Source organism: Pseudomonas sp. S8 (genome assembly GCF_050473925.1).
Taxonomy (GTDB): Bacteria; Pseudomonadota; Gammaproteobacteria; order Pseudomonadales; family Pseudomonadaceae; genus Aquipseudomonas; species Aquipseudomonas parakoreensis.
Genome location: NZ_JBFDVZ010000016.1, coordinates 5,619,575 through 5,642,147 on the forward strand (window position 1 = coordinate 5,619,575; position 22,573 = coordinate 5,642,147).

The window sequence follows — 22,573 nt, forward strand, 5'->3', positions numbered from 1 at the left end:
CGGTGGTTGGTGATGGGGAAAAAAATGTGCGGGGAAGTCATCTGAACAAAACTGAAGTCGCTGGCTGTGGAGGTTATCTGTGGCGAGGGGACTTATCTGTGGTGAGGGGATTCATCCCCGATGGGGCGCGAAGCGGCCCCTCACCAATGATGACCGCATTTGAAGAGCTTGGGCCTGCTGCGCAGGCCATCGGGGATAAATCCCCTCGCCACAGATGAATTGACATAATTTAGTTTCAGTAATGGGCCTAGAGCCAGCAGGCGTCCCAAAGCGGGTAATCGCCAATCCGCTCCACCAATCCTGCTCGTAGCGGATTGGCAATGATGTAACGGGCGAACGGTTTCAAGTCTTCGCCGTCACGAATCGCCCGGTCGTGGAAACCGGTTTGCCACAATCGGCCGCGACGACCGGTTTTCCTGTTAACGGTTTGGGTGCAACGCGCCTTAACCGCGCCAACAACAGCGCCCAGACTGCCGCTGCTCAACTGCATCAGCCAATGAAAGTGATCAGGCATGATCACCCACGCAATGGATTCTATTAAGCCTTGTTCATGGGCATGGCGAAACTCTGCAACCAATAAACGGCCTGTGCGCCAGTCGGAAAATATCGGCTGGCGGTCATACACAACTGAAGTGACGAAATAGGCTCGGCCTGTTTCGGAATGTCGGCCTAAACGAAGACGGTAGGTATTTGGTTTGACTGGCATGTTCGCTCCCTGCGTTCAGTAATCAAGGTCTGAAGGCTAGCGGCGGATTGCTCTTGGGAGATCTGTAAATGCCGTAGGAATTTTCGTTTTTCAGGTGGGGTTGGGAAAATTGAAGTCACCACAGGGGCATGACGGTGCACCAATGCTGTGCAATACTCGCTGGCCTTTTTAGTGGGGAAAAATCCTACGGAGTCCAGGTAATGCCTCTCCGTAAACCGGCGGAATGCCGAGATTTCCCGCTGAATGTTGCGGTTTATAGAGTGAAAAGCCCTGTCACAAGCTTTTTATACTGCACGCCCCGCTGATCTTGCAGGTCGGGACCTGCGAGACGCGTTTGCCCACGAGGCCGGCGCGGTTTCGGGAAGTTCAGGCCTATCGGTCGACGCTTCGCCACTCGGCGGTCATATCCAATAACAAGACGAGGTTGTATCCCTATGCCAGTCGGCAATCACCTGCCCCATGGCGAGACCGCTCACGGCGGCCCGCTCAAACGCGAACTCGGTGAACGGCATATCCGCCTGATGGCGCTCGGCGCCTGTATCGGTGTCGGCCTGTTCCTGGGTTCGGCCAAGGCCATTGAAATGGCCGGTCCGGCGATCATGCTCTCCTACATTCTCGGCGGCCTGGCGATCCTGGTGATCATGCGCGCCCTCGGCGAGATGGCCGTGCACAACCCGGTGGCGGGTTCGTTCAGCCGCTATGCCCAGGACTACCTCGGCCCGCTCGCGGGCTTTCTCACCGGCTGGAACTACTGGTTCCTGTGGCTGGTGACCTGCGTCGCGGAAATCACGGCGGTCGCCGTGTACATGGGCATCTGGTTCCCCGATGTGCCGCGCTGGATCTGGGCCCTGGCGGCGCTGGTCAGCATGGGTTCGATCAACCTGATCGCGGTAAAGGCCTTCGGTGAATTCGAGTTCTGGTTCGCCCTGATCAAGATCGTCACCATCATCGCCATGGTCATCGGCGGCGTCGGCATCATTGCCTTCGGTTTTGGCAACGACGGCGTGGCGCTGGGGATTTCCAACCTGTGGGCCCATGGCGGCTTCATGCCCAACGGCGTGACCGGTGTGCTGATGTCCCTGCAAATGGTCATGTTCGCCTACCTCGGTGTCGAGATGATCGGCCTGACCGCCGGTGAAGCGAAGAATCCGCAGAAAACCATTCCCGATGCGATCGGCTCGGTATTCTGGCGCATTCTGCTGTTCTACGTGGGCGCGTTGTTCGTGATCCTGTCGATTTATCCGTGGAACGAAATCGGCACTCAAGGCAGCCCGTTCGTGATGACCTTCGAGCGTCTGGGCATCAAGACCGCTGCTGGCATCATCAACTTCGTGGTGATCACGGCGGCACTGTCGTCGTGCAACGGCGGCATCTTCAGCACCGGGCGCATGCTGTACAGCCTGGCGCAGAACGGTCAGGCCCCGGCCGGTTTCGCCAAGACCTCCAACGGCGTGCCACGCCGGGCACTGCTGCTGTCGATTTTCGCGCTGCTGATCGGTGTGCTGCTCAACTACCTGGTGCCGGAGAAAGTCTTCGTCTGGGTGACGTCGATTGCCACCTTCGGCGCGATCTGGACCTGGGTCATGATCCTGCTGGCGCAACTGAAATTCCGCAAAGGTTTGAGCGCCAGCGAACGTGCCGGCCTGAAATACAAGATGTGGCTGTACCCGGTCAGCTCTTATTTCGCGCTGGCGTTCCTGGTGCTGGTGGTCGGCCTGATGGCGTACTTCCCGGACACCCGCGTGGCACTGTACGTGGGGCCGGCGTTCCTGGTGCTGCTGACGGTGTTGTTCTACGTGTTCAAGTTGCAGCCGAGCGGTGAAACGCAGGGCGCGGTGCGTTCGGCGACTTGATGTAGTCGATAGCAAAAGCAAAAGATCGCAGCCTTCGGCAGCTCCTACAGGGTTAATACATTTCCCATGTAAGCGCTGCCGCAGGCTGCGATCTTTTGCCGTGTTACCGCCGGTCTGAAAGAGCGATACAAACCCAGAAGCAAGGCTCAAACCTGTATCACTCAGCATTCCCGCGCGGCAGTAACCGAGGCGCAGACATGAGGGCGAGCGCATTTCTCGAGCGAGAGCTCAGTCAGCGGCAAGTCATGCTGTTCTTCCTGCTTGCCACTGCGTTGTACGCCCTGCCGCTGATCCTCGCCGACTTCCCCTACATTGACGACAACTGGCGCACGCTGGCCGCCGCGAATGCCTGGGCCGGGCAGGGCCGATTGTTTGCCGACTGGTTTTATCAGGCGCTGACGCTCACCGGGGCGGCACCGAACATCTATCCGTTACCCCTGTTGCTCGCCGTCGTGGCGATGAGTCTGGCGCTGACTCGGCTGACCGTTCACTACTTTGTCGAACCGACGCTGGCCTGCTGCATCGTCGCGTTGCCGCTCTGGTACAACCCGTTTCTGCTGCAGAACCTGTCCTATCAATACGATGGCCCGATCATGGTCTTGAGCATGGTCGCGGTGATCTACGCCATCACGTTCGAAGCTTCATCGCGGGTACAGCGCTGGCTGGTACCGGCGGCGTTGCTGGCACTGGCGATCGGGCTGTATCAGATCAGCCTCAATGTGTTTCTCGGTCTGTGTGGTGTCGAGTTGATCAGGGCTGTTCAGCGGCAAACGCAGTGGCCGCAGATCCTGCGGATGCTGGGCTGGAAGCTCGCACAAGCGGGCCTCGGCATCCTGATCTATAGCATCACGGCTTATCCGTTCATGGAGACGTTGCGAAGAACGGATCTGTTGAACCCGGACACCCACCCGCTGTTGCAGATCGGCATCAATTTCTCCCGGGTGCTACAGAATGTTGCGCTGCTGTTTCACGGCGGCTACTCGTGGGTTTTCGCTGCACTGGTGTTGTGTGCATTCGCGGGCTGTCTGCGTCTGGTTCGGGGCCGCCAACGCCGTTGGCCAAGCCTGCTGCTGTGTTTGCTCACGCTGCCCGTTCTGGTCTTGCTGGTGCCCGGAATCACCCTGCTGTTTCGGGATTTCAATGAAGGCGCGCGGACCCTGATGGGGTTCGGCGTGTTACTGCTGGGGCTGTTCTATCTGGCGCACGTTGCGCTGGCGTCCGGGCACCGCCGATTGCCCTTGCTGCTGATCATTGCGCTGCTGGCGACACTCTCGCTGTCCTTCGCCTATGGCCGGGTGCTGAGCCTGCAGAAAACCTTTGCCAACAGCGCGCTGTACAGCCTGAGCCACGACATCGCCGCCCATCGTGAGCTGCGTGAAGCGAAACGGATTTACCTCTCGGTCAGCTACTCCGATCGCTGGCTGGCCAGTGCGGCCGGTTCATTCAAACAGCTGCCGGTGTTGCACTATTTGCTCAACGTCGACTACTTCATCCTCGCGGAAAATCTGCCGTCGGCAGGCATCACCAACGTGGTCGCCGAACGCGAACGGCGCAACGCCACACGCGTTGGTTATCAGGGTTTTCCTGCGTTGGTGGACAGCCTGTATTACCGGATTTACCTGATTGGCGATTACGCTTTCATCGTCATGAAGGAACCGCCCCACGGCAGGTTGCTGCAGTGGTAATCCTGACCGTCCGTCGCAATCCATCCCGCACCTGTAATTTCTGACAGTAGACCACTCAAGCGCCTTGCCCTAGCTTCGAAGGTCAGCCGGACCAAGCCATGGCAAGGAACCGTAATGAAAGGATTTCCTGCGCTGACAGTGATTGGCATCGCTGATGCACTTATCCACTGGCAGATTTTTTTCGTCCTGTGCAGCGCCATCGGGTTGACCCAGGCAGCCAGTAACTTCGCCGCATTCTGCGTGGCGGCGGCGTTTTCGTTTTACGTGAACCTGCTTTACACCTTTGACAGCAAAACGTCGGTGTTGGGCTATTTGCTGTTTATGGGGCTGATGGCGGGAGCGAGCTTCGGCATCGGCGTGATTGCCGATACGCATGGCTGGCATGGATTGCTGACGGTAACGGTGTTTAGCGTGCTGAACCTGACGTTGGGGTACTGCTTTTTCCGGTTTGTGCTGTTTCGCCAGCAACGGAGCTGAGCGCCAGCCTGCCGATCGGGCTGGCGCATCGATCATCATGCTGCGGCTATTTCCTGCGCCTCAAAACTGTCCGCCCGCGCCATCTGCCACATCCGCGAATAAAACTCGCCATTCACTTCTCCGGTGAGCAATTCCCCCGGTTTCAGAAACACATGCAGCTGCGAGAACAGCTTGATCTCGGTCGCCGACATGCGTCGCACCAGGTGCTTGGCCGACAGTTGCGACGGATGCTCAAGACCGGCCGCCGCCAACATTTCTGCCAGTGCCTTGAGCGTGTTGCGGTGGAAGTTGTAGACGCGCTGGGCCTTGTCCGGGACAACGAGGGCGCGTTGACGCAGGGCATCCTGGGTGGCAACGCCGGTCGGGCATTTGTTGGTGTGGCAGCTTTGCGACTGGATGCAGCCGATGGCGAACATGAAGCCGCGCGCGGAGTTGGCCCAGTCGGCGCCGATGGCCAGCACGCTGGCGATGTCGAACGCGCTGACGATCTTGCCGCTGGCGCCGAGCTTGATCTTGTCACGCAGGTTCAGGCCGACCAGCGTGTTGTGCACAAACAGCAGGCCTTCGCGCATCGGCACGCCGATGTGGTCGGTGAACTCCACCGGTGCGGCGCCGGTGCCGCCTTCCTTGCCGTCGACCACGATGAAGTCCGGCAGGATGCCGGTTTCCAGCATGGCCTTGGCGATGCCCATGAACTCCCACGGATGCCCGAGGCAGAACTTGAAACCCACCGGTTTGCCGCCGGACAGCTCACGCAGTTGCTGGATGAACTGCATCATTTCGATCGGCGTGGAAAACGCGCTGTGGCGAGACGGCGAGATGCAGTCTTCGCCCATCAGGATGCCGCGGGTGTCGGCGATTTCCTGGGTAACTTTGTGCTTGGGCAGGATCCCGCCGTGGCCGGGTTTGGCGCCTTGGCTCATCTTGATTTCGATCATCCGCACCTGCGGATTCTGCGCCTGGGCGGCAAAGCGTTCCGGGTCGAAACGGCCATCGCTGGTACGGCAGCCGAAATAACCGCTGCCCAGTTCCCAGGTCAGGTCGCCGCCGTGTTCGCGGTGATACGGGCTGATGCTGCCTTCGCCGGTGTCGTGGGCGAAGTTGCCGAGTTTGGCGCCCTGGTTCAACGCGCGGATGGCGTTGGCGCTGAGCGAGCCGAAGCTCATGGCCGAAATGTTGAACACCGACGCCGAATACGGCTGCGTGCATTGCGGGCCGCCGACGGTGACGCGGAAACTGCTCGGGTCGCTCAAGGGCGCCGGGCGCATCGAGTGGCCGATGAATTCGAAGCCCGATTGATAGACGTCGATCAGCGTGCCGAAGGGTTTGTCGGCGGTTTCGTTCTTCGCCCGCGAATAGACCAGCGAGCGCTGGGCGCGGGAGAAGGGCAGGGCGTCGCTGTCGGATTCAAGCAGGTACTGACGGATCTCCGGGCGGATGCCTTCGACCAGATAGCGGATGTTGCCCAGGATCGGGTAGTTGCGGCGCACCGCGTGCGGGCTCTGCAGCAGGTCGAACAGACCGAGCAGGCTCAGCACGCCGGTGACGGCGGTGATTGGCCACAGCCAGTCGTGTTCGAGAAAGGGCAGGCTGGCGAGGGTGAAGATCACGCAGACGGCAAAGAAGGCGTAGCGGCTCAGGAGTGACAGGCTCATACGGTTTCCTTGGTTCGGACTCAATGGTTTGCAAACCTGTGGCAGCAGGCGGGCCTGTTGATGAGATTTATTGTGGTGAGGGGATGAATCCCCTCACCACAGCAAATCAACTCCCACAGGTAAGCATTTCCACGCGTTATCAGGCGTTCTGCGCCTGGAGAAAAATCGAAAACAGCTCCGACTGGGATTTGATCCCCAGCTTGCTGTACATGTGTTTCTTATGGACTTTCACGGTTTCTACGGAGATTTCCAGCTTACGGGCGATTTCTTTACTGGAGCAACCGCTGAGCATCAAACGCCCGACATCCAGCTCCCGGGCAGTCAGTTGCGCACCCTTGAGTTGCTGCACCGACGCTTCCAGTTGCACCCGCCAGTCGGCCGGTGCAGGCGCGGCAGCGAGGGCCACGGTTTCGTTGATTTCGTACGGCAGGCGCTGGCGCAACAGACCCAGCACCCACGGCTGGATCAAAGACAGCAAAGCAATCTGTTCGCCAGTGAAACGTTGTTCACTGCCCAGCGACAGGCACAGCGTGCGTTCGCCTTCGAGCTGGCAATTGAACTGGATTTCGTCGGCGACCACATTCAGACGAAAGTATCGCTGGTAATACTCGGTCAGCTCGAAATGCTCCGGCGCCACCTCCGACAGGCGATACAGCCCGGTGCGCGACTGCTCGCGGCAGGCGATGTAGAACGGATCGAGCAAGTACAACCCGCGCAGATAATCCTGAAACAACGGGTCAGGGCTGCCGTCCTCGGCGGGGCATTCGGCGAACACTTGCGGGTGCTGATCGGCGCTGAACAGCAACACCACCCAGCTATCGAATGCCACGTACTGGTCGAGCAAACGCACCAGTTGTGCCCAGAAATTCGGCTTGTCCAGTGCGTCGATCAACTGCCCGACGGCGCGGTGCCAAGTGATGTCATCAAACGAAACGGTCATGAATCTACCCCTATCGGGTTACCCCGGCCGCGTGATTCCCTGCCGGTTGCTTGCTGCGCATACTGGCCCACAGACAGCCACCGGGCAATCTTTCAGGGCCCGGCCATGACCACAAGGACTCGCAATGAAAGTCGAACTCGCCCAACTGGCGGGCCGTGACAATGGCACCGCATACAACCTCGAACGCGCCCTCGCGGCGATTGCCGCGTGCGGTGCCGACACGCAACTGATCGTATTCCCGGAAACCCACCTGATGGGCTTCCCGACGGCTGACACCGTGGCACAGATCGCCGAGCCGCTGGATGGCCCGACCGTCCGCGCGGTGCTGGCCGCTGCCCGCGAGCGCAACATCGCCGTGGTGATCGGCATGGCTGAGAACGACAACGGTCGCTTCTACAACACCACGCTGCTGATCACCCCCGAAGGCATCGCCCTCAAATACCGCAAGACCCACCTCTGGGCGTCGGATCGCGGCGTGTTCGAGGCCGGCGACCGCTACGCCACCTGCGAGTGGAACGGTGTGCGCGTCGGCCTGCTGATCTGCTACGACATCGAGTTCCCGGAGTCCGCCCGCGCGTTGGCGCAACTGGGCGCCGAGTTGCTGATCGTGACCAACGGCAACATGGACCCGTACGCCCCGACTCACCGCACCGCGATCATGGCCCGTGCTCAGGAAAACCAGGCGTTTGCGCTGATGGTCAATCGCGTCGAGGCCGGGGATGACGGCTTGATGTTTGCCGGCGGCAGTGCGCTGGTCGATCCGCTGGGGACGTTGCTGTTCGAGGCGGGGCGCGAAGAAGGGACGTTCAGTGTCGAGCTGGATTTCGACCGGTTGCAGGTCGCGCGCCAGGATTACCGCTATCTGGATGATCAGCGGTTGAAGCTGCCGGGGGAGGTGGTGGAGCACGCGTGCGGATTGCGTGAGTTGCTGATTCCTGCGCGCTGAAGATCAAAAGATCGCAGCCTTCGGCAGCTCCTACACCATTGCACTGCGTACTCCTGTAGGAGCTGCCGAAGGCTGCGATCTTTTATCGATTCATCTGACTCACCCAAAAAAACAAAGCCACACCCGAAACATTCGCCGAACTCGGCTCTGCCATAAATCCAATAACATTCGGAGTAAGTCGCCCATGGCTCGTTTGCAACGCACCCTGTCATTAGGGTCGGTGGTGCTGTTCGGCATCGCCTACATGACGCCGATCATTGTCCTCGGCACCTTTGGCATCCTCGCGCAATCCACCGCCGGCATGGTCCCGGCAGCGTACCTGGCAGCACTGGTGGCGATGTTCTTCACCGCCATGAGTTACGGGCGCATGGCCGCCGCGTTCCCGGTTGCCGGTTCCGCCTACAGCTACGTGCGCAAGGCGATCAGCCCCAGGCTCGGCTTCATCGCCGGTTGGGCGGTGTTGCTCGATTACCTGTTTCTGCCGATGGCGATCTGGCTGATCGGCGCGGCGTACCTTGCTTCGGCATTCCCGTCGATCCCGCAGTGGATCTGGGTACTGGCGTTCATCGGCATCACCAGCGCGATCAACATCGTTGGCCTGAAACTGGCCAACGGCATCAACGCCTTGCTGATGCTGGTGCAATTTCTGGTGCTGATCGCCTTCGTCGCGCTGTGTGTGCACTACGTCGGCGGTGATGCGCGCACGCCGTTGTGGTCGATCAAACCGTTCTTCAACGGTGACATGCAAATGCCGCTGATCATGAGCGGCGCGGCGATTGCCTGTTATTCGTTCCTCGGCTTCGACGCGGTCAGTACGCTGACCGAAGAAACCCGCGACCCACGCCGCACCATTCCACGGGCGATCATGTTGATCACCTTGATCGGCGGGCTGATCTTCGTCGGCGTGTCGTACTTCGTGCAGATCGCCCACCCGTCGTTCCAGTTCGACAGCGTCGACTCGGCGGCCTATGAAATCGCACGCAACATCGGCGGCGACCTGTTCGTCTCGATCTTCCTCATCGGCCTGATCGTCGGCCAGTTCGCTTCGGGGCTGTCGGCCCAGGCCAGCGGTTCGCGCCTGCTGTTTGCCATGGGGCGCGATGGCGTGTTGCCCAAGTCGTTTTTCGGTACCTTGCATGCGCGCTTCGGCACGCCGGTCAACAGCATCCTGCTGTGTGCGGTCGTGGCATTGCTGGCGCTGAAACTCGATGTGACCACCTCAACCTCGTTCATCAACTTCGGTGCGTTCCTGGCGTTCAGCCTGGTCAACCTGTCGGTGATTTTTCATTACTGGATCGGAGGCGAGAAAAAAGGCCCGCGTGAGCTGGTGCTGTTTCTGGTCTTCCCGTTCATCGGGCTGCTGGCGGACGTGTGGCTGATGGTCAGCCTTGATCATCTGGCGGTGTATCTGGGCTTGAGCTGGCTGGCGATTGGCGTGGTGTATCTGGCGGTGCTCACTGGCGGCTTTCGGCGGCAGCCGCCGGAGATGGATTTTCAGGAAGCGACCTGAGGCGCCTCAGGCCGCGGGCCGGCTCTGACGCATCGGCAACTCGACGCGGAAGGTCGTGCCCACGCCCGGTTCGCTGCGGACCGAAATGTCACCACCGTGTTTTTTGACAATGCCGTAGGACAGGGACAGGCCCAGCCCGGTGCCCTGGCCAACCGGTTTGGTGGTGAAAAACGGATCGAAGATTTTCTGCAGGATGTCCGGCGCAATCCCGGCGCCGGTGTCCGCGACTTCCACCCAGGCCGTGTCCTGCTGCTGCCCGGTGCGCAAGGTGATGGTGCCGCGCTCGGGGCCCATGGCCTGAGCCGCGTTGACCACCAGGTTCATGATCACCTGATTGATTTGTGACGGCAGGCACTCGATATCCGGCAGCGGCTGATATTCCTTGATCAGGTCAGCCTTGTACTTGAGTTCGCTGGCGACAATGTTCAGGGTCGACTCGATGCCTTGCTGCAGATTCGCCCACTGCCATTGCTGATGGGTATCGACCCGGGAGAAATCTTTCAGATCCTTGACGATCTGTCCGACCCGGCCAATGCCTTCCTTGGATTCGCGGATCAGTACCGGAATGTCTTCGAGCAGAAAATCCAGATCGGCGTCTTTGCGCAGCTGCTCAAGCCGGGCCACGGATCCGCTGTCTGGCGTGGCGCCCAGCGTCTGCCAGGCATCGAGTACGCTGAGCAACTGATTGAAGTAGCCGTCGAGGGTGCCGAGGTTGGAGGAGATGAAGCCGATCGGGTTGTTGATTTCATGGGCCACGCCAGCCGCCATTTGCCCCAGTGAAGCGAGCTTTTCCGACTGCACCAGCTGACTTTCCAGTTGCTTGCGTTCATCGATTTCGCGCTGCAGAGCTTCGCTGGCCTGCTTGAACTGGGCGGTGCGCTGATCGACCAGATGTTCCAGGTGATGCATCTGCAAGGAAGCGCGTTCGGTCATCTGCCATTTGGTCAGCAGGGTGTTGGCCATTTGTTGCACTTCAATGTTGTCGAACGGCTTTTTCAGAATCAGTAATCGGTCATGCGCCTGCAGCCGTTCGAGCAGTTCATCCCAGGAGTAATCCGAGTAGGCCGTACAGACCACCACCTGCAACAGCGGATCCTGTTGCCAAAGGTGTTCGATGGTTTTCGCGCCGTCCCAGCCGTCGGGCATGCGCATGTCGACGAAAGCCAGTGCGTAGGGGCGTTGTTCGTGCAAGGCCTGCATCAGTTTGCCCAGGCCTTCCTCGCCGCCGTAGGCCGAGTCCAGCTCGAACGGCGGACGTTCGGCGCGCACCTGTGCACCAAACAATGCCGCCTCCATCTCGTCCAGTTCCACTGACTGCGCCGCCGGTGGCGCGAGAATCTTGCGGAAGTCTTCATGAATCGACGGCATGTCGTCGATCAGCAGAATACGGCGGTTCGACAGCTCGCTCATGCGTTCTCCGTGACGCTGATCAGGGGAATCTGCAAGGTGAACAGCGCACCCTTGCCCGGTCCGTCGCTGTGCGCGGTGAGGTGCCCGTTCATCTCGATGGCCGCCAGGGCGCAGCTGTGCAGGCCGAAGCCGTGGCCTTCCTTGCGGGTGGTGAAGCCGTGGGCAAAGATCCGCGTCATGTTTTCCGGCGCAATGCCTTCGCCATCGTCCTTGACGCTGATTTCGAGGAAGCTGTCATCGACGATTTTTACCGCCAGCGTCATGGTGCGAGGGCGGTTGCTGAGGTCGGACATGGCGTATTTGGCGTTGCTGATGAGGTTGATCAGGATCAGCAGCAAACGGTGTTTATCGCCCATCACCTGCGGTACCTCGGCGTACTCCCTGACCACCGTGACGTGGTGTCGGGTCAGCGCTCCGGCGTTCATGCGCAAGGCGTCTTCGAGTAATTCATTGATGAACAGCGGTTCAGTCATGCTGTTGGCGCCGGCATAGGACTGCTGGGTGGCGACGATGTCCTTGATGTGATCGACGCTTTTGTTCATCTGGTTCAGTTCGTCGACCATTTCCTGCTGTTCCTGGGCAATCGCACCCACCAGCTGATTGAGGTAACCGGGGAGCAATTTGCCCTTGGGGTCTTCGCACAGAAAGGCGCCGAGGTCATGCGGGTGTTCGTTGATCAACTGCATGGCCTTGCCCAGGCCCTGGGTCTTGCTGTTGCGCAGCTTGCGCGTGATCAGGTCGCTGGAGATGTTCACGCTGTTGAGCACGTTGCCGACGTTGTGCAGCACGTTGGTGGCGATTTCCGCCATGCCGGCCTGACGCGCCGCGTCGAGCAGTTCGCTCTGGGCGTCCCTGAGTTCGCGGGTACGTTCCTCGACCCGTTGCTCCAGGGCATCGTTGGCCGTTTGCAGGGCCGTGTTGACCCGATTGATCTCGGCGAAACTGCCGATCAGGCGGATCGCCAGCCACACCAGCGAGAGCATCAGCAACACCGAAAACAGTAGCAGGTAGAAGTGGTATTGGCGGTCGACCCGATCGGCGCGCTGTTGATCGCGATCGAGCAGGGTGGTTAGGGTGTCCAGGCGCTCGGCCACGGGAATGTTTTCGATGCTTTCGAGCAACTGATTGACCAGCGGCTGCTCGCGCGCGATCAGGCTGATGTGGTTGCTCATGATTTTGATCGGGGTTTCAAACGCCGGCGGCAGTCGTTGCGCATTGACCTTCAGTTTGTTCAGGCCGACCTCGATGTCGGCGGCCCTGTCGTCGGAAGTGACCTGGGCGAACTCCAGGGCACTGAGCAGCAGGTCGTAAGTGTCGGTGGTGATGTTTTGCAGCTGTAATTTATCCAGGTCCGACAGGTTGGCGAGTTGCTCCTGAATGTCGTCTTCGGCGGTGGGCAAAAAGGCCAGGGAATTGCGCAACAGTGCGTTGTGCGATTTGAACTGTTCGACCAGGCGGATCTTCTCCTGCATCGCCTGCAGAAAACCCTCGTGGGCGTCGTTCCATTGCGCCGAGTCGTTGCGGCCATGCCTGGCCTCGATCGCGTCGAAGCGCGCCCAGAGTCGGTTCATCTCGGTCATGGGTGACACCAGCGGATCGTAATTGTGGGTGAGCGCCACCCGCGCCTTGAGAATCTCGTTTTCCCACAGCGAATTCTGCTGTTTGATCTGCCGGATCAGATCCCGCGACTCGGTGTATGTCATGGTCTGGTCGGAGCTGGACTTGAAGTACAGAAACAGCAGGATCGAGGCCAACGCGAGGACGACCAGTGTGAGCAACAACAGACTACGGCGACGGGAAATGTTGATCATGGCTTGCCTTCCCTTTGGCCGGTCAGGGTCTCGAGAAACAGAACAATCAGCCGTTTGTCCTCTTCGGTCGGCGTGCGTCCCAACTGATACTGGAACATCACATCCACCGCTTTTTCGAGGGTGTCCGCCGAGCCGTCGTGAAAGTAGGGCGCGGTCAGCGCGACGTTGCGCAGGCTCGGCACTTTGAAAAATTCACGATCCGCTTCGTCCCGGGTGACGTTGAAGCGGCCTTGATCAGCCACGGTCGGGTTGCCGCGATCGGCAATGTAATCGCCGAACACGCCAAACTTCTGGAACATGTTGCCGCCGATGTTCACCCCTTGATGGCAGGCGATGCAGCCGTATTCCTTGAAGCGCTGGTAGCCGTACTTTTCCTCGAGGGTGAGGATGTCGGTGTTGCCCAACAGGTATTGATCGAAGCGCGAACCGGGGGTCAGCAAAGTACGTTCGAAACTGGCCAGCGCCTGCTGGACATTGGCCTGGGTCACGCCGTCCGGGTAGGTGGCGGCAAAATCGCGACGGTAGTCGGGGTCGTTCGAGATCCGCTCGATAACGGTGCGCCAGTCGCTGCCCATTTCATGGGGACTGGTGATGACGACGTTGCTTTGTTCCTCCAGCGTTTCGACACGGCCATCCCAGAACTGGCGGAAATTGAGGGCGGCGTTGAACACGGTCGGCGTGTTGACCGCCACCGGTTTACCGTCGAAGCCCAGTGACAGGGCGCGGCTGTCGGCACCGTTCTTGTCCAATTGGTGGCAGCTGGCGCAGGACAGCGTGTTGTTGATCGATAACCGTGGTTCATGGAACAGGCGCCGACCCAGTTCCACGCGGCGGACGTCCTGCTGCGGCACCGCGGGCAACGGTTTGAGCGGCTCGTCCAGCGGCTCGGCACTGGCCCCGGCGCAGAGCCCGCACAGCAACAACACGATGGCGTGGTGGAAAAGACTCATCGGCAATCGTCTCCCTGACTCAGGGCCGTTTTCAGCGTGTTGATCAAATCGTCCACGGCGTGGGTTCGCTGCCGGCCAGCAAGCGCGCAAACGCGTCTGCCGGCAGGGCCTTGCTGAAAAAGTAGCCCTGACCTTCCTCGCAGTGATGCGCCTTGAGAAAGGCCAGTTGTTCGGCGGTTTCAATACCCTCGGCAATGACGTTCAGCCCCAGACTCTTGCCCAGATGGATGATGGCGCTCACCAGTGCGGCATCGTTGGGGTCGTTGCACAGGTTGCGAATGAACGACTGGTCGATCTTCAGCACATCGATGGGAAACCGCCGCAGGTAACTCAGGCTGGAATAGCCGGTGCCGAAGTCATCGATGGCCAGGCGCGTGCCCAGCGTTGTCAGGCGCTTGAGCGCGGTCATCGTCGCCTCGACGTTTTGCATCAGCACGCCTTCGGTGATTTCCAGCTCCAGACAGTCTGGGGCCAGGCCCGTCTGCTCAAGCACGCGCTCGATGCCGGCGACGAAGTCACGCTGGCGAAAATCGATCGGCGAAGTGTTGACCGACATGCGGATCGGCGGCAGTCCGGCGACTTGCCAGTCGCGGGTCTGACGGCAGGCCTCAGCCAGCACCCATTTGCTCAGCGGCACGATCAGACCGCTGTCCTCGGCCACCGGGATGAAGTCCGAAGGATAGACCCAGCCGTGTCCCGGTTTCTGCCAGCGTATCAGTGCTTCGGCACCGACCACTGTGGCCGTGCGCAGGTCGATTTTCGGTTGGTAGTGCAAGACGAATTCGTGCTCATGCAGCGCGCGGCGGATGCCCGACTCGATGCTGTGCTGTTCCCGGGCGTGTTGGTTCATGGCTTCGATGAAGAAGCCAATGGTGTCAGGGCCGTGCTCCTTGACGTTGCGCATCGCCGTCTCGGCTTTCTTGATCAGCTCGATGGCTTCGAGGCCGTCAGCGGGATAAACGCTGATGCCCAGACTGGCCGTGACGCTGACGTCGTGGCCGGCAATCGCTTGCGGCAGGCGAATGGCGGCCAGCAGTTTTTCCGCGAGGCCGTGGGTTTGCTGGGGATGGTTGATGTCGCCAAGGATCACCACGAACTCGTCCGAGCCATAACGAAACACCGAGTCGGAATCACGTACGCAGGACAGCAGTTGCCGGGCGACCCGTTTGAGCATCTCGTCGCCCGCCGGATGGCCCAGTGCATTGTTGATGCGCTTGAAGCGATCCAGACCGAGGAACATCACCACCAGTTGCTTGTCATGGCGCCGGCACACCGCAATCGCCTGGCTCAGACGATCGCCCAGCAGGGTGCTGTTGGGCAGCTCCGTGAGGCTGTCGTATTGCAGCAGATGCGAGACTTTGAGCAATTCGTGCACCCGCGCCTCGATGGTCTGCTCGAGGCTGAGCATCTTCAGCGCCGCGTCCTGCGCCAGCTGCCACTTCCAGGTCAGCGCGTTGGCCATCTGGCGGATTTCCAGACTGTCGAACGGCTTTTTCAGGATCAGCAACTGGTCGCCGAACTCCAGCCGTTCGGCCATCGCCTCCCAGCTGTAGTCGCTGTACGCGGTGCACAAGGCAATCTGCAGGTTCGGATCGACCCGCCATAATTGTTCGATGGTTTCCAGGCCATCCCAGCCGGGCGGCATGCGCATGTCGATGAAGGCGAGGGCATACGGGTTGCCGCTGACCAGCGATTGTTTGACCAGAGCCAGAGCTTCCTGGCCCTGATAAGCGGAGTCGAGCTGGAAGCTCAGGTGCGGCGTCTGCTGGGTGCCGAACAGCGTCTGTTCCAGTTGATTCAGATCGACGGCGTCCTGAACCTGTGGGGCAAGGATCTTGCGAAAGTCGTCGTGAATCGCCGGCGTGTCGTCGATGATCAGGATGCGCCGGTTGGTCTGGGGGAACGGCGTTTTCATCACTCGTCCTCCTTCGGTGCCGGGTGAGCACTGTCCTTGAGCAATCGCCCGGCCTGTTCGGCGCTGACCGCCGCGCTGAAATACAGCCCGCGCGCGCTGGGCAGCGGGGCTGCGGCAGGTGGCGCGCACGGCTGATCCGGCGACGGCTGGCCTTCAGCGATGATACCGATGTCCAGGTCCCGGGCGAAGTTGACGATGGCGCGCAAGGCGTTGGCACCGGCCACATCGTGAGCGGCATTGTCGATGACGCTCTGGGCCAGTTTGAGCTGATTGACCCGGTAGGTTTTCAGGTAATCGAACGAGGAATATTCGGTGCCGAAATCATCGATGGCGATGGTCACGCCCAGTTCACGCAGGCGCGGCAACGCGTCGTTGTGTGTCCACTTGGTCTGGGCCAGCGTGGCCTCGGTGACATCGAACCGCAGGTCCCAAGGGGCGAGCTCCCAGCGGGCGGTGGTGCGCAGCACGGTGTAGATCAGTTCCGGGCCGCTTTTGAGTTGCGCCAGGGAAATCTTGATCGCCATCACGGGCGGCGCCACCCCTTGATTACGCCACAGATGCATCTGATGGCAGGCGTGATCCAGCACCCAGCGTCCGAGCGGAATGATTGCGCCGGTTTTCTCCGCGATCGGCACAAAGTCCGCTGCCGGCAGCAGGCCGCGCCGGGGATGCTGCCAGAGGACTTGTGCCTCCATGCCCAGAATCCTGCCGCTGTGCAGATCTACTTCCGGCGCGTAATGCAGCCGCAGTTGATTGCCTTCAAGGGCGGTCATCAATTCGCTGACCAGGGTCATGCGCTCGGCCACTTCCCGAGAGATGTCCTCGGAGTGGAAGTGATACTGATTGCGGCCCATTTCCTTGGCGCGGTACAGCGCCATGTCGGCCTGCCCGAGCAGGCTGTCGGCATCGAGACTGAGTTCGCTGTAACTGCTGATGCCAATGCTCACCGAAATGTGCAGTGCATTGCCGGCCAGGTTATACGGCGCCAGCAACGCGTCGCGGATGTTGGCGGCCATCGCCGCCGACTGGGTCGGGTCACTGACGTCCAGTTGCAGGATCGCGAATTCATCGCCACCCAGACGCGCCACCACGTCGCTTTCGCGGACACCGGACTTGATGCGCCGGGCGACCTCCTGCAGCAGCAGATCGCCAACCGGGTGGCCCAGCGTGTCATTGATCCGCTTGAAGTGGTCCAGATCCAGGTAAAACACCGCAAACGGCATCGCGCCGCGTCGCGCAGCGGCAAACGCCTGGTGCAGGCGTTCGATCAGTGTGGCGCGATTGGCCAGGCCCGTCAGGCCATCGGAGCGGGCGAGCAAGGCCAGTTTGTCCTCGGCCTGACGACGTTCAGTGATGTCGAGGATGATGCCTTCGACTTCCAGCAGACGGCCGTCCTGATCGCGTACCGGGATGTAGCGGTTCTCCACCCAGCGCCAGGTGCCCTGGCCGGTGCGCATGCGGAATTCGATGGACGCGCCCGACGCATGCCGATCCAGTACCCGGGCCATTGCCGCGTCGACGCTGGCCTGATCGTCCGGGTGAATCAGGACCTTCGCCCAGTCGGGCGAACCCACCAGATCGGCGGCGACATGGCCGTAGCGGGTGATGTTGTGGGAGATATACATCAGCGCGAACGAGGGCTCGCCACGCAAGCGGTAAAGGATGGTCGGACTGTTCTGCACGATCACGTTGGCGTCCGACAGCTCCCGGGTCCGCTCCTGCACTGCGTGCTCCAGCAGGCTCATTTTCAGCTCGGCGTCTTCGGTCATTTGCCATTTGACCGTGAGGGCGCTGGCCATCTGCCGAATCTCGATCGCGTCGAAAGGCTTTTTCAGAATCAGGAGCCGGTCGTTCAGTGCCAGGCGTTGGTCGATGTCTTCCCAGGAGTAGTCGGAATAGGCCGTGCACAGTGCGACTTGCAGTTTGGGGTCGACTTGCCACAGCCGTTCGATGGTCTCCAGGCCATCCCAGCCTGGCGGCATGCGCATGTCGATGAAGGCCATGGCGTAGGGGCGGTTTTCAGCCAGCGCGGCTTCGAGTTTTTCCAGGGCTTCCTGGCCCTGAAAGGCCGAATCCAGCTCGAAGTGTGGGGTGTGCCGAATAGACGGGGTGCCGAACAACAGGTTCTCGGTTTCGCCCAGGCCATCGTCGCCGGGAACGACGGGGCTGAGAATCTTGGCAAAGTCGTCATGGATCGCCGGACTGTCGTCGACAATGAGCACGCGGCGATTGATCGGCGCGGTGGGCGGGTTCATGCCGCGCCCTCCTCGGGAAGGCGTGCTGTGATCATCCGGGGCATCCTTTTCCCTCGCCATTGCCTGTTTTGTAAGCCGATGGAGTTCTTTGCCGTGTACAGCATAGTCGGCCCCTCGGTACTGCGCTGGCCGCGCCGGACGAAGATTTAAGTGAATGCACTGAAAAATCATCTAGCCTTGGACTCAGGCGCGGGCCAGTGGGGCGGTCGGTCGGTGTGTCGTTAACTCTGTTTCGCTTGAGGCCATGCCATGCAAGAGCAATCCGCGCCGATGCCGTCGCATCGCCCCACGGTGCTGCTGGTCGATGATGAGGAATCAATCCTCAACAGCCTGCGCCGCCTGTTGCGGGGGCAACCTTATGACGTCCTGTTGGCGACCAGCGGTGCCCAGGCGCTGGAGAAGCTGGAGCAGCAGCCAGTGGATCTGGTGATGAGCGATGCGCGCATGCCGAACATGGATGGCGCCTCGTTACTGGCGCATGTCCGTCAACGCTATCCGGCGACCGTGCGCATCATGCTGACCGGCTATGCCGACCCATCGGCCATCATCAAGGCGATCAACGATGGGCAGATTCATCGCTACATCAGCAAACCGTGGAATGACGAGGAGTTGCTGCTGATCCTGCGCCAAGCGCTCGACCATCAGCATTCCGAGCAGGAGCGTCAGCGTCTGGAGCGCCTGACCCAAGTGCAGAACGACCAGCTCAAACTGCTCAACAGCACCCTGGAAAAGCATGTCGCGGCGCGTACCGCTGAACTGCAGCAGACCGCCGACATGCTCGATCTGGCGTACGAAGAGCTCAAACACAGTTACGTCACCGGCACCGAAGTGTTTTCGCTGCTGGCCAATCTGCGTCTGCCGCCTGCCAAGCAGACCAATCGGCAGATCATCGAACTGGTGCGCAGCTACTGCAAACAGCATGCTCTGGACGAGGCCACCAGCCGCGACCTGACCATGGCCGCCGCGCTGTACAACATCGGCAAACTGAGCTGGACCGACGGCATGATGACCACGCCTTCGGATCTGCTGCGCCATACCGATCGCGAACGTTATCGCAGCTATCCGAAGCAGAGCGAATCGCTGCTGATGACGCTGGACCCGATGAAGGACGCGGCCCGCCTGATCCTGCATCACCAGGAACGCTGGGACGGCAGCGGCTTTCCCGACCGGCTCAAGGGCGAGGCCATTCCGTTCGGTTCGCGCCTGCTGAAACTGGCGGTGGATTTCGTCGAGTTGCAGCGCGGCCTGATCCTCGAACGGCATTTGAACAGCGATGAAGCGCTGCTGTACCTGCGCCAGTACGCCGGGCGCTTGTATGACCCGCAACTGATCGAAGATTTCATTCAGGTGTGTGCGGCATTTCTGGGCGACATCACCCTGGCCGACCCGTCGGTCAAGGTCCTGACCACCCGGGACCTGGCGGCGGGGATGATTCTGGCGCGCAATCTGAATGCCGATAACGGCATGTTGCTGCTCAACGCCGGCAAAGTGCTCAGCGCGCTGTTGGTGGAAAAGCTGATTGCCTTTGAAGCCATGGAGGGCGGCAAGTATCAGATTTTCGTCAAGCTGCCGGAGGCGGATGAAACTGCGCTCAAGGCGTTGGGAGAGTGACCTGTGAGGTGACGTGATCAGCCCGGGCATGGGATCCTTGCGCTTTTTCCAGGCCGGTGGCTGACCCATGACCTCTGCATCCGTTGTCGCTCCAAACCTCATTCGTATTGCCGCTGCGCTGTTGCTCAACCCTCAAGGCCAGACCCTGCTGGTGCGCAAGCGTGGCACCACGGCGTTCATGCAACCGGGCGGCAAGATCGAGGCGCATGAGTTGCCAGTGCACGCGCTGGCCCGCGAGCTGGAAGAAGAGCTGGGGCTGACGATCGATCCGGCGCAGGCGTCTTTTCTCGGCCAGTTCTCGGCGCCCGCCGCCAACGAGCCGGGGTTTGTGGTGCAGGCGGAGATTTTTCAACTGACCATCGATGCCGATGTGACGCCCGCTGCCGAAATCGAGGAAGTAATCTGGATCGATCCGGTCAGTGATCCTGCTGTCGTTCTGGCGCCATTGACACGCGACCTGATCCTGCCGTTTTATCGCCACTCGCTGACCGCGATCGCCTGATCCCCCACGCACAGGATGTCCACCATGATCCCGCTTCAAGACCTGTTGATCTTCGCCGCCGCCGCGTTGTTGATGGTACTGACGCCGGGGCCGAACATGATTTACCTGATCTCGCGTTCGATCTGTCAGGGACGCAAGGCCGGGGTCACCTCGTTGCTCGGTGTGGTGGGTGGTTTCTTCGTGCACATGTTTGCCGCGGCTGCCGGTTTGAGCGCGGTGTTTCTGGCGGTGCCGATGGCCTACGAGGTACTGAAGTGGGCCGGTGCGCTGTATTTGCTGTGGCTGGCCTGGCAAGCGCTCAAACCCGGTGCGCGTTCACCGTTCGAGGCGCAGCAATTACCCCCGGACTCGTCGCGCAAACTGATCACCATGGGCTTTCTCACCAGTGCGTTGAACCCGAAGATTGCGGTGTTCTACCTCTCGGTGTTTCCACAATTCATCAGCCCCGAACACGGCTCGGTATTCACCCAGAGCATCCTCCTCGGCCTGACCCAGATCAGCGTCAGTTTCAGCGTCAATCTGCTGATCGCGCTGTTCGCGGCAGGCATTGCTTCCTGGTTCGTGCGCAACCCGACATGGCTGGTGCTGCAGCGTTACTTCATGGGGTTTGTACTCGCCGGTCTGGCGGTGCGCCTGATGCTTGAACAACGCAGGACCGCCTGAGCATGTGGATCGAACGCCTCGACGCCAGCCATGCGCTGGCTTACCGCGAGCTGATGCTCGAAGCCTACGACCGCCATCCGCAGGCGTTCACCTCCAGCGTGCGCGAGCGCGCGGTGATGCCGCTGAGCTGGTGGGAAGCGCGGCTGACCAGCAAGCTGGATGTGGTGCTCGGTGCGTTCGAGGCAGGCACACTGGCCGGCATCGTCGGCCTGGCGTTCGAACCGCGAGAGAAGGCCCGCCACAAGTCGACCTTGTTCGGCCTGTACGTCTCAGCCGATTTTCGCCAGCACGGCCTGGGCCATCAGCTGGTCGAGGCTGCCATCGCTGAAGCCCAAACCCATCCCGAACTGAAAGTCCTCCAGCTCACCGTCACCGCCGGCAACGACGCCGCGTTCAACCTGTACCAGCGTTGCGGCTTCATCCAGTTCGGCCTTGAGCCATTGGCGGTGCGGGTCGGCGAAGACTATTTCGACAAGATTCACATGTGGCGACAACTCTGATCGTCCCCCTAAGTGAGAGGTTTTTGTGGCGAGGGGATTTATCCCCGATGGGCGGCGAAGCAGCCCCAAATCCTACAAGCGCGGGCTATCTGAAACACCGAGTGCACAGGTCTCAGGGCTGCTGCGCAGCCCATCGGGGATAAATCCCCTCACCACAATGAATCTTTTTGTCTCGCAAATGTTCTCGGTTTACCGTCAGTCATGAGGCACCTTGGTGTCAGCGCACCGCGCTAACCCCATCCAGTGTCGAGAACGAGGTGTCCTTGGCGGTCAGCAGGAAATCGCGCATGTACGGTGCATCCAGCATGTCCGCACGGATCGCGGCGTACAGTGTGGCGAACAGGCCTTTTTCGCCCAGGCGCTTGGCTTTTACATAGCCGCGCGAGCTGTATTCGTGCAGTGCCCAGTGCGGCATGCCGCACACGCCACGGCCGCTGGCGACCAGTTGCATCATCATCACCGACAGCTCAGAGGTGCGAACCTGCGCCGGTTCGATGTCGGCCGGTTCGAGGAAGCGGGTGAAGATGTCCAGTCGGTCGCGCTCCACCGGGTAGGTGATCAGCGTTTCAGTCAGCAGGTCCTCGGGAACGATGTACGGTTTGCTCGCCAGTGGATGCTGGTTCGCCACTGCGAGCATCGCTTCGTAAGTGAACAGCGGCACGTAGGTGATACCGGCGATGTCCAGCGGATCGGAAGTCACCACCAGATCCAGGTCACCGCGGGCCAGCGCCGGCAGCGGGGCAAAGGCGAAACCCGAGGCGAGGTCGAGTTCGACTTCCGGCCAGGCGTCACGGAACTGGTCGATGGTCGGCATCAGCCACTGGAAACAGCTGTGACATTCGATCGCCATGTGCAAACGCCCGGCGGTACCGCCGGCCAGACGACTGATGTCGCGCTCGGCGGCGCGCAACAGCGGCAGAGTCGCGTCGGCCAGTTGCAACAGGCGCAGACCGGCGCTGGTGAAACGCACCGGTTTGGTCTTGCGCACGAACAACGGCATGCCCATGCGCTCCTCCAGTTCCTTGAACTGGTGTGACAGCGCCGATTGGGTCAGGTGCAGGCGGTCGGCGGCATCGACCAGACTGTCGGCCTCGCGCAGGGCATGCAGGGTTTTCAGATGACGGATTTCAAGCACGGCTGGCCCCATGAGGAAAACTTGTGACAAATTCGAAGGCGGTGAGTTT

18 protein-coding genes are annotated in these 22,573 nt (G+C 60.6%); 9 read left to right on the forward strand and 9 right to left on the reverse strand.

All coding sequences use genetic code 11. The features are described 5' to 3' along the window. Nucleotides 1-247: 247 nt before the first annotated feature. Nucleotides 248-706 (reverse strand): REP-associated tyrosine transposase, encoded by a 459-nt coding sequence (locus AB1J88_RS26610; RefSeq protein ID WP_222018484.1) that lies wholly within the window; start codon nucleotides 704-706, stop codon nucleotides 248-250. 434 nt (nucleotides 707-1,140) lie between these two features. Here AB1J88_RS26610 and AB1J88_RS26615 point away from each other — a divergent pair, with 434 nt between their 5' ends. From AB1J88_RS26615 to AB1J88_RS26625, 3 genes are all read left to right on the forward strand, one after another. Beyond that, nucleotides 1,141-2,559: an amino acid permease gene (locus AB1J88_RS26615; protein ID WP_095668395.1), complete on the forward strand. Its 1,419-nt coding sequence runs from the start codon at nucleotides 1,141-1,143 to the stop codon at nucleotides 2,557-2,559. Between the two features lie 197 nt (nucleotides 2,560-2,756). After that, a complete protein-coding gene (locus AB1J88_RS26620) occupies nucleotides 2,757-4,244 on the forward strand; it encodes a glucosyltransferase domain-containing protein (RefSeq protein ID WP_430292324.1) in 1,488 nt (495 codons plus the stop codon). 114 nt (nucleotides 4,245-4,358) lie between these two features. Continuing rightward, entirely contained in the window at nucleotides 4,359-4,721 is a 363-nt protein-coding gene (locus AB1J88_RS26625; RefSeq protein ID WP_086791754.1) for a GtrA family protein, read from the forward strand. 35 nt (nucleotides 4,722-4,756) lie between these two features. Here the strand turns inward: AB1J88_RS26625 and AB1J88_RS26630 are convergent, their stop codons facing one another. Together AB1J88_RS26630 and AB1J88_RS26635 are read right to left on the reverse strand one after the other, a co-directional pair. Continuing rightward, nucleotides 4,757-6,376, reverse strand: coding sequence for an FMN-binding glutamate synthase family protein (locus AB1J88_RS26630; RefSeq protein ID WP_430292325.1), 1,620 nt, complete (start codon nucleotides 6,374-6,376; stop codon nucleotides 4,757-4,759). Between the two features lie 139 nt (nucleotides 6,377-6,515). Next, entirely contained in the window at nucleotides 6,516-7,316 is an 801-nt protein-coding gene (locus AB1J88_RS26635) for a helix-turn-helix transcriptional regulator (protein ID WP_041068300.1), read from the reverse strand. A 124-nt stretch (nucleotides 7,317-7,440) separates the two neighbouring features. On the opposite strand from AB1J88_RS26635, the gene AB1J88_RS26640 reads away from it, so the two are divergent. Further along, nucleotides 7,441-8,262: a carbon-nitrogen hydrolase family protein gene (locus AB1J88_RS26640; RefSeq protein WP_145594723.1), complete on the forward strand. Its 822-nt coding sequence runs from the start codon at nucleotides 7,441-7,443 to the stop codon at nucleotides 8,260-8,262. Nucleotides 8,263-8,446: 184 nt separating this feature from the next. Further along, a complete protein-coding gene (locus tag AB1J88_RS26645; RefSeq protein WP_108183689.1) occupies nucleotides 8,447-9,772 on the forward strand; it encodes an APC family permease in 1,326 nt (441 codons plus the stop codon). 6 nt (nucleotides 9,773-9,778) lie between these two features. Here the strand turns inward: AB1J88_RS26645 and AB1J88_RS26650 are convergent, their stop codons facing one another. The 5 genes from AB1J88_RS26650 to AB1J88_RS26670 are packed head-to-tail and all read right to left on the reverse strand — an operon-like array spanning nucleotide 9,779 to nucleotide 18,113. Then, on the reverse strand, nucleotides 9,779-11,182 hold the full coding sequence (locus AB1J88_RS26650) for an ATP-binding protein (RefSeq protein WP_430292326.1): 1,404 nt from the start codon (nucleotides 11,180-11,182) through the stop codon (nucleotides 9,779-9,781). After that, the gene (locus tag AB1J88_RS26655; RefSeq protein ID WP_430292327.1) at nucleotides 11,179-12,993 is read right to left on the reverse strand and encodes a DAHL domain-containing protein; all 1,815 of its coding nucleotides are present in this window, start codon (nucleotides 12,991-12,993) and stop codon (nucleotides 11,179-11,181) included. Before AB1J88_RS26655 ends, AB1J88_RS26650 begins: the two co-directional genes overlap by 4 nt. After that, the gene (locus AB1J88_RS26660) at nucleotides 12,990-13,943 is read right to left on the reverse strand and encodes a cytochrome-c peroxidase (RefSeq protein ID WP_430292328.1); all 954 of its coding nucleotides are present in this window, start codon (nucleotides 13,941-13,943) and stop codon (nucleotides 12,990-12,992) included. Before AB1J88_RS26660 ends, AB1J88_RS26655 begins: the two co-directional genes overlap by 4 nt. Before the next feature lie 43 nt (nucleotides 13,944-13,986). Continuing rightward, nucleotides 13,987-15,858 (reverse strand): putative bifunctional diguanylate cyclase/phosphodiesterase, encoded by a 1,872-nt coding sequence (locus tag AB1J88_RS26665; RefSeq protein WP_430292330.1) that lies wholly within the window; start codon nucleotides 15,856-15,858, stop codon nucleotides 13,987-13,989. Further along, the gene (locus tag AB1J88_RS26670) at nucleotides 15,858-18,113 is read right to left on the reverse strand and encodes an EAL domain-containing protein (protein WP_430292331.1); all 2,256 of its coding nucleotides are present in this window, start codon (nucleotides 18,111-18,113) and stop codon (nucleotides 15,858-15,860) included. Before AB1J88_RS26670 ends, AB1J88_RS26665 begins: the two co-directional genes overlap by 1 nt. A gap of 249 nt (nucleotides 18,114-18,362) precedes the next feature. Here AB1J88_RS26670 and AB1J88_RS26675 point away from each other — a divergent pair, with 249 nt between their 5' ends. The 4 genes from AB1J88_RS26675 (at nucleotide 18,363) to AB1J88_RS26690 (ending at nucleotide 21,389) form a co-directional block, all read left to right on the forward strand. Then, nucleotides 18,363-19,724 (forward strand): HD domain-containing phosphohydrolase, encoded by a 1,362-nt coding sequence (locus AB1J88_RS26675; protein ID WP_430292333.1) that lies wholly within the window; start codon nucleotides 18,363-18,365, stop codon nucleotides 19,722-19,724. Nucleotides 19,725-19,791: 67 nt separating this feature from the next. Continuing rightward, nucleotides 19,792-20,226: an NUDIX hydrolase gene (locus AB1J88_RS26680; protein WP_041068318.1), complete on the forward strand. Its 435-nt coding sequence runs from the start codon at nucleotides 19,792-19,794 to the stop codon at nucleotides 20,224-20,226. 24 nt (nucleotides 20,227-20,250) lie between these two features. Beyond that, nucleotides 20,251-20,889: a LysE family translocator gene (locus AB1J88_RS26685; protein ID WP_430292335.1), complete on the forward strand. Its 639-nt coding sequence runs from the start codon at nucleotides 20,251-20,253 to the stop codon at nucleotides 20,887-20,889. Between the two features lie 2 nt (nucleotides 20,890-20,891). Further along, nucleotides 20,892-21,389 (forward strand): GNAT family N-acetyltransferase, encoded by a 498-nt coding sequence (locus tag AB1J88_RS26690; RefSeq protein ID WP_108183684.1) that lies wholly within the window; start codon nucleotides 20,892-20,894, stop codon nucleotides 21,387-21,389. A gap of 217 nt (nucleotides 21,390-21,606) precedes the next feature. Here AB1J88_RS26690 and metR read toward each other — a convergent pair whose 3' ends face one another. Next, nucleotides 21,607-22,524: a transcriptional regulator MetR gene (gene metR / locus AB1J88_RS26695; protein WP_047296309.1), complete on the reverse strand. Its 918-nt coding sequence runs from the start codon at nucleotides 22,522-22,524 to the stop codon at nucleotides 21,607-21,609. Nucleotides 22,525-22,573 lie beyond the last annotated feature (49 nt).

Coding starts and splice junctions, on each gene's coding strand:
- AB1J88_RS26610 (WP_222018484.1), bottom strand. CDS start 706: ATGCCAGTCAAACCAAATACCTACCGTCTTCGTTTAGGCCGACATTCC.
- AB1J88_RS26615 (WP_095668395.1), top strand. CDS start 1,141: ATGCCAGTCGGCAATCACCTGCCCCATGGCGAGACCGCTCACGGCGGC.
- AB1J88_RS26620 (WP_430292324.1), top strand. CDS start 2,757: ATGAGGGCGAGCGCATTTCTCGAGCGAGAGCTCAGTCAGCGGCAAGTC.
- AB1J88_RS26625 (WP_086791754.1), top strand. CDS start 4,359: ATGAAAGGATTTCCTGCGCTGACAGTGATTGGCATCGCTGATGCACTT.
- AB1J88_RS26630 (WP_430292325.1), bottom strand. CDS start 6,376: ATGAGCCTGTCACTCCTGAGCCGCTACGCCTTCTTTGCCGTCTGCGTG.
- AB1J88_RS26635 (WP_041068300.1), bottom strand. CDS start 7,316: ATGACCGTTTCGTTTGATGACATCACTTGGCACCGCGCCGTCGGGCAG.
- AB1J88_RS26640 (WP_145594723.1), top strand. CDS start 7,441: ATGAAAGTCGAACTCGCCCAACTGGCGGGCCGTGACAATGGCACCGCA.
- AB1J88_RS26645 (WP_108183689.1), top strand. CDS start 8,447: ATGGCTCGTTTGCAACGCACCCTGTCATTAGGGTCGGTGGTGCTGTTC.
- AB1J88_RS26650 (WP_430292326.1), bottom strand. CDS start 11,182: ATGAGCGAGCTGTCGAACCGCCGTATTCTGCTGATCGACGACATGCCG.
- AB1J88_RS26655 (WP_430292327.1), bottom strand. CDS start 12,993: ATGATCAACATTTCCCGTCGCCGTAGTCTGTTGTTGCTCACACTGGTC.
- AB1J88_RS26660 (WP_430292328.1), bottom strand. CDS start 13,943: ATGAGTCTTTTCCACCACGCCATCGTGTTGTTGCTGTGCGGGCTCTGC.
- AB1J88_RS26665 (WP_430292330.1), bottom strand. CDS start 15,858: ATGAAAACGCCGTTCCCCCAGACCAACCGGCGCATCCTGATCATCGAC.
- AB1J88_RS26670 (WP_430292331.1), bottom strand. CDS start 18,113: ATGAACCCGCCCACCGCGCCGATCAATCGCCGCGTGCTCATTGTCGAC.
- AB1J88_RS26675 (WP_430292333.1), top strand. CDS start 18,363: ATGCAAGAGCAATCCGCGCCGATGCCGTCGCATCGCCCCACGGTGCTG.
- AB1J88_RS26680 (WP_041068318.1), top strand. CDS start 19,792: ATGACCTCTGCATCCGTTGTCGCTCCAAACCTCATTCGTATTGCCGCT.
- AB1J88_RS26685 (WP_430292335.1), top strand. CDS start 20,251: ATGATCCCGCTTCAAGACCTGTTGATCTTCGCCGCCGCCGCGTTGTTG.
- AB1J88_RS26690 (WP_108183684.1), top strand. CDS start 20,892: ATGTGGATCGAACGCCTCGACGCCAGCCATGCGCTGGCTTACCGCGAG.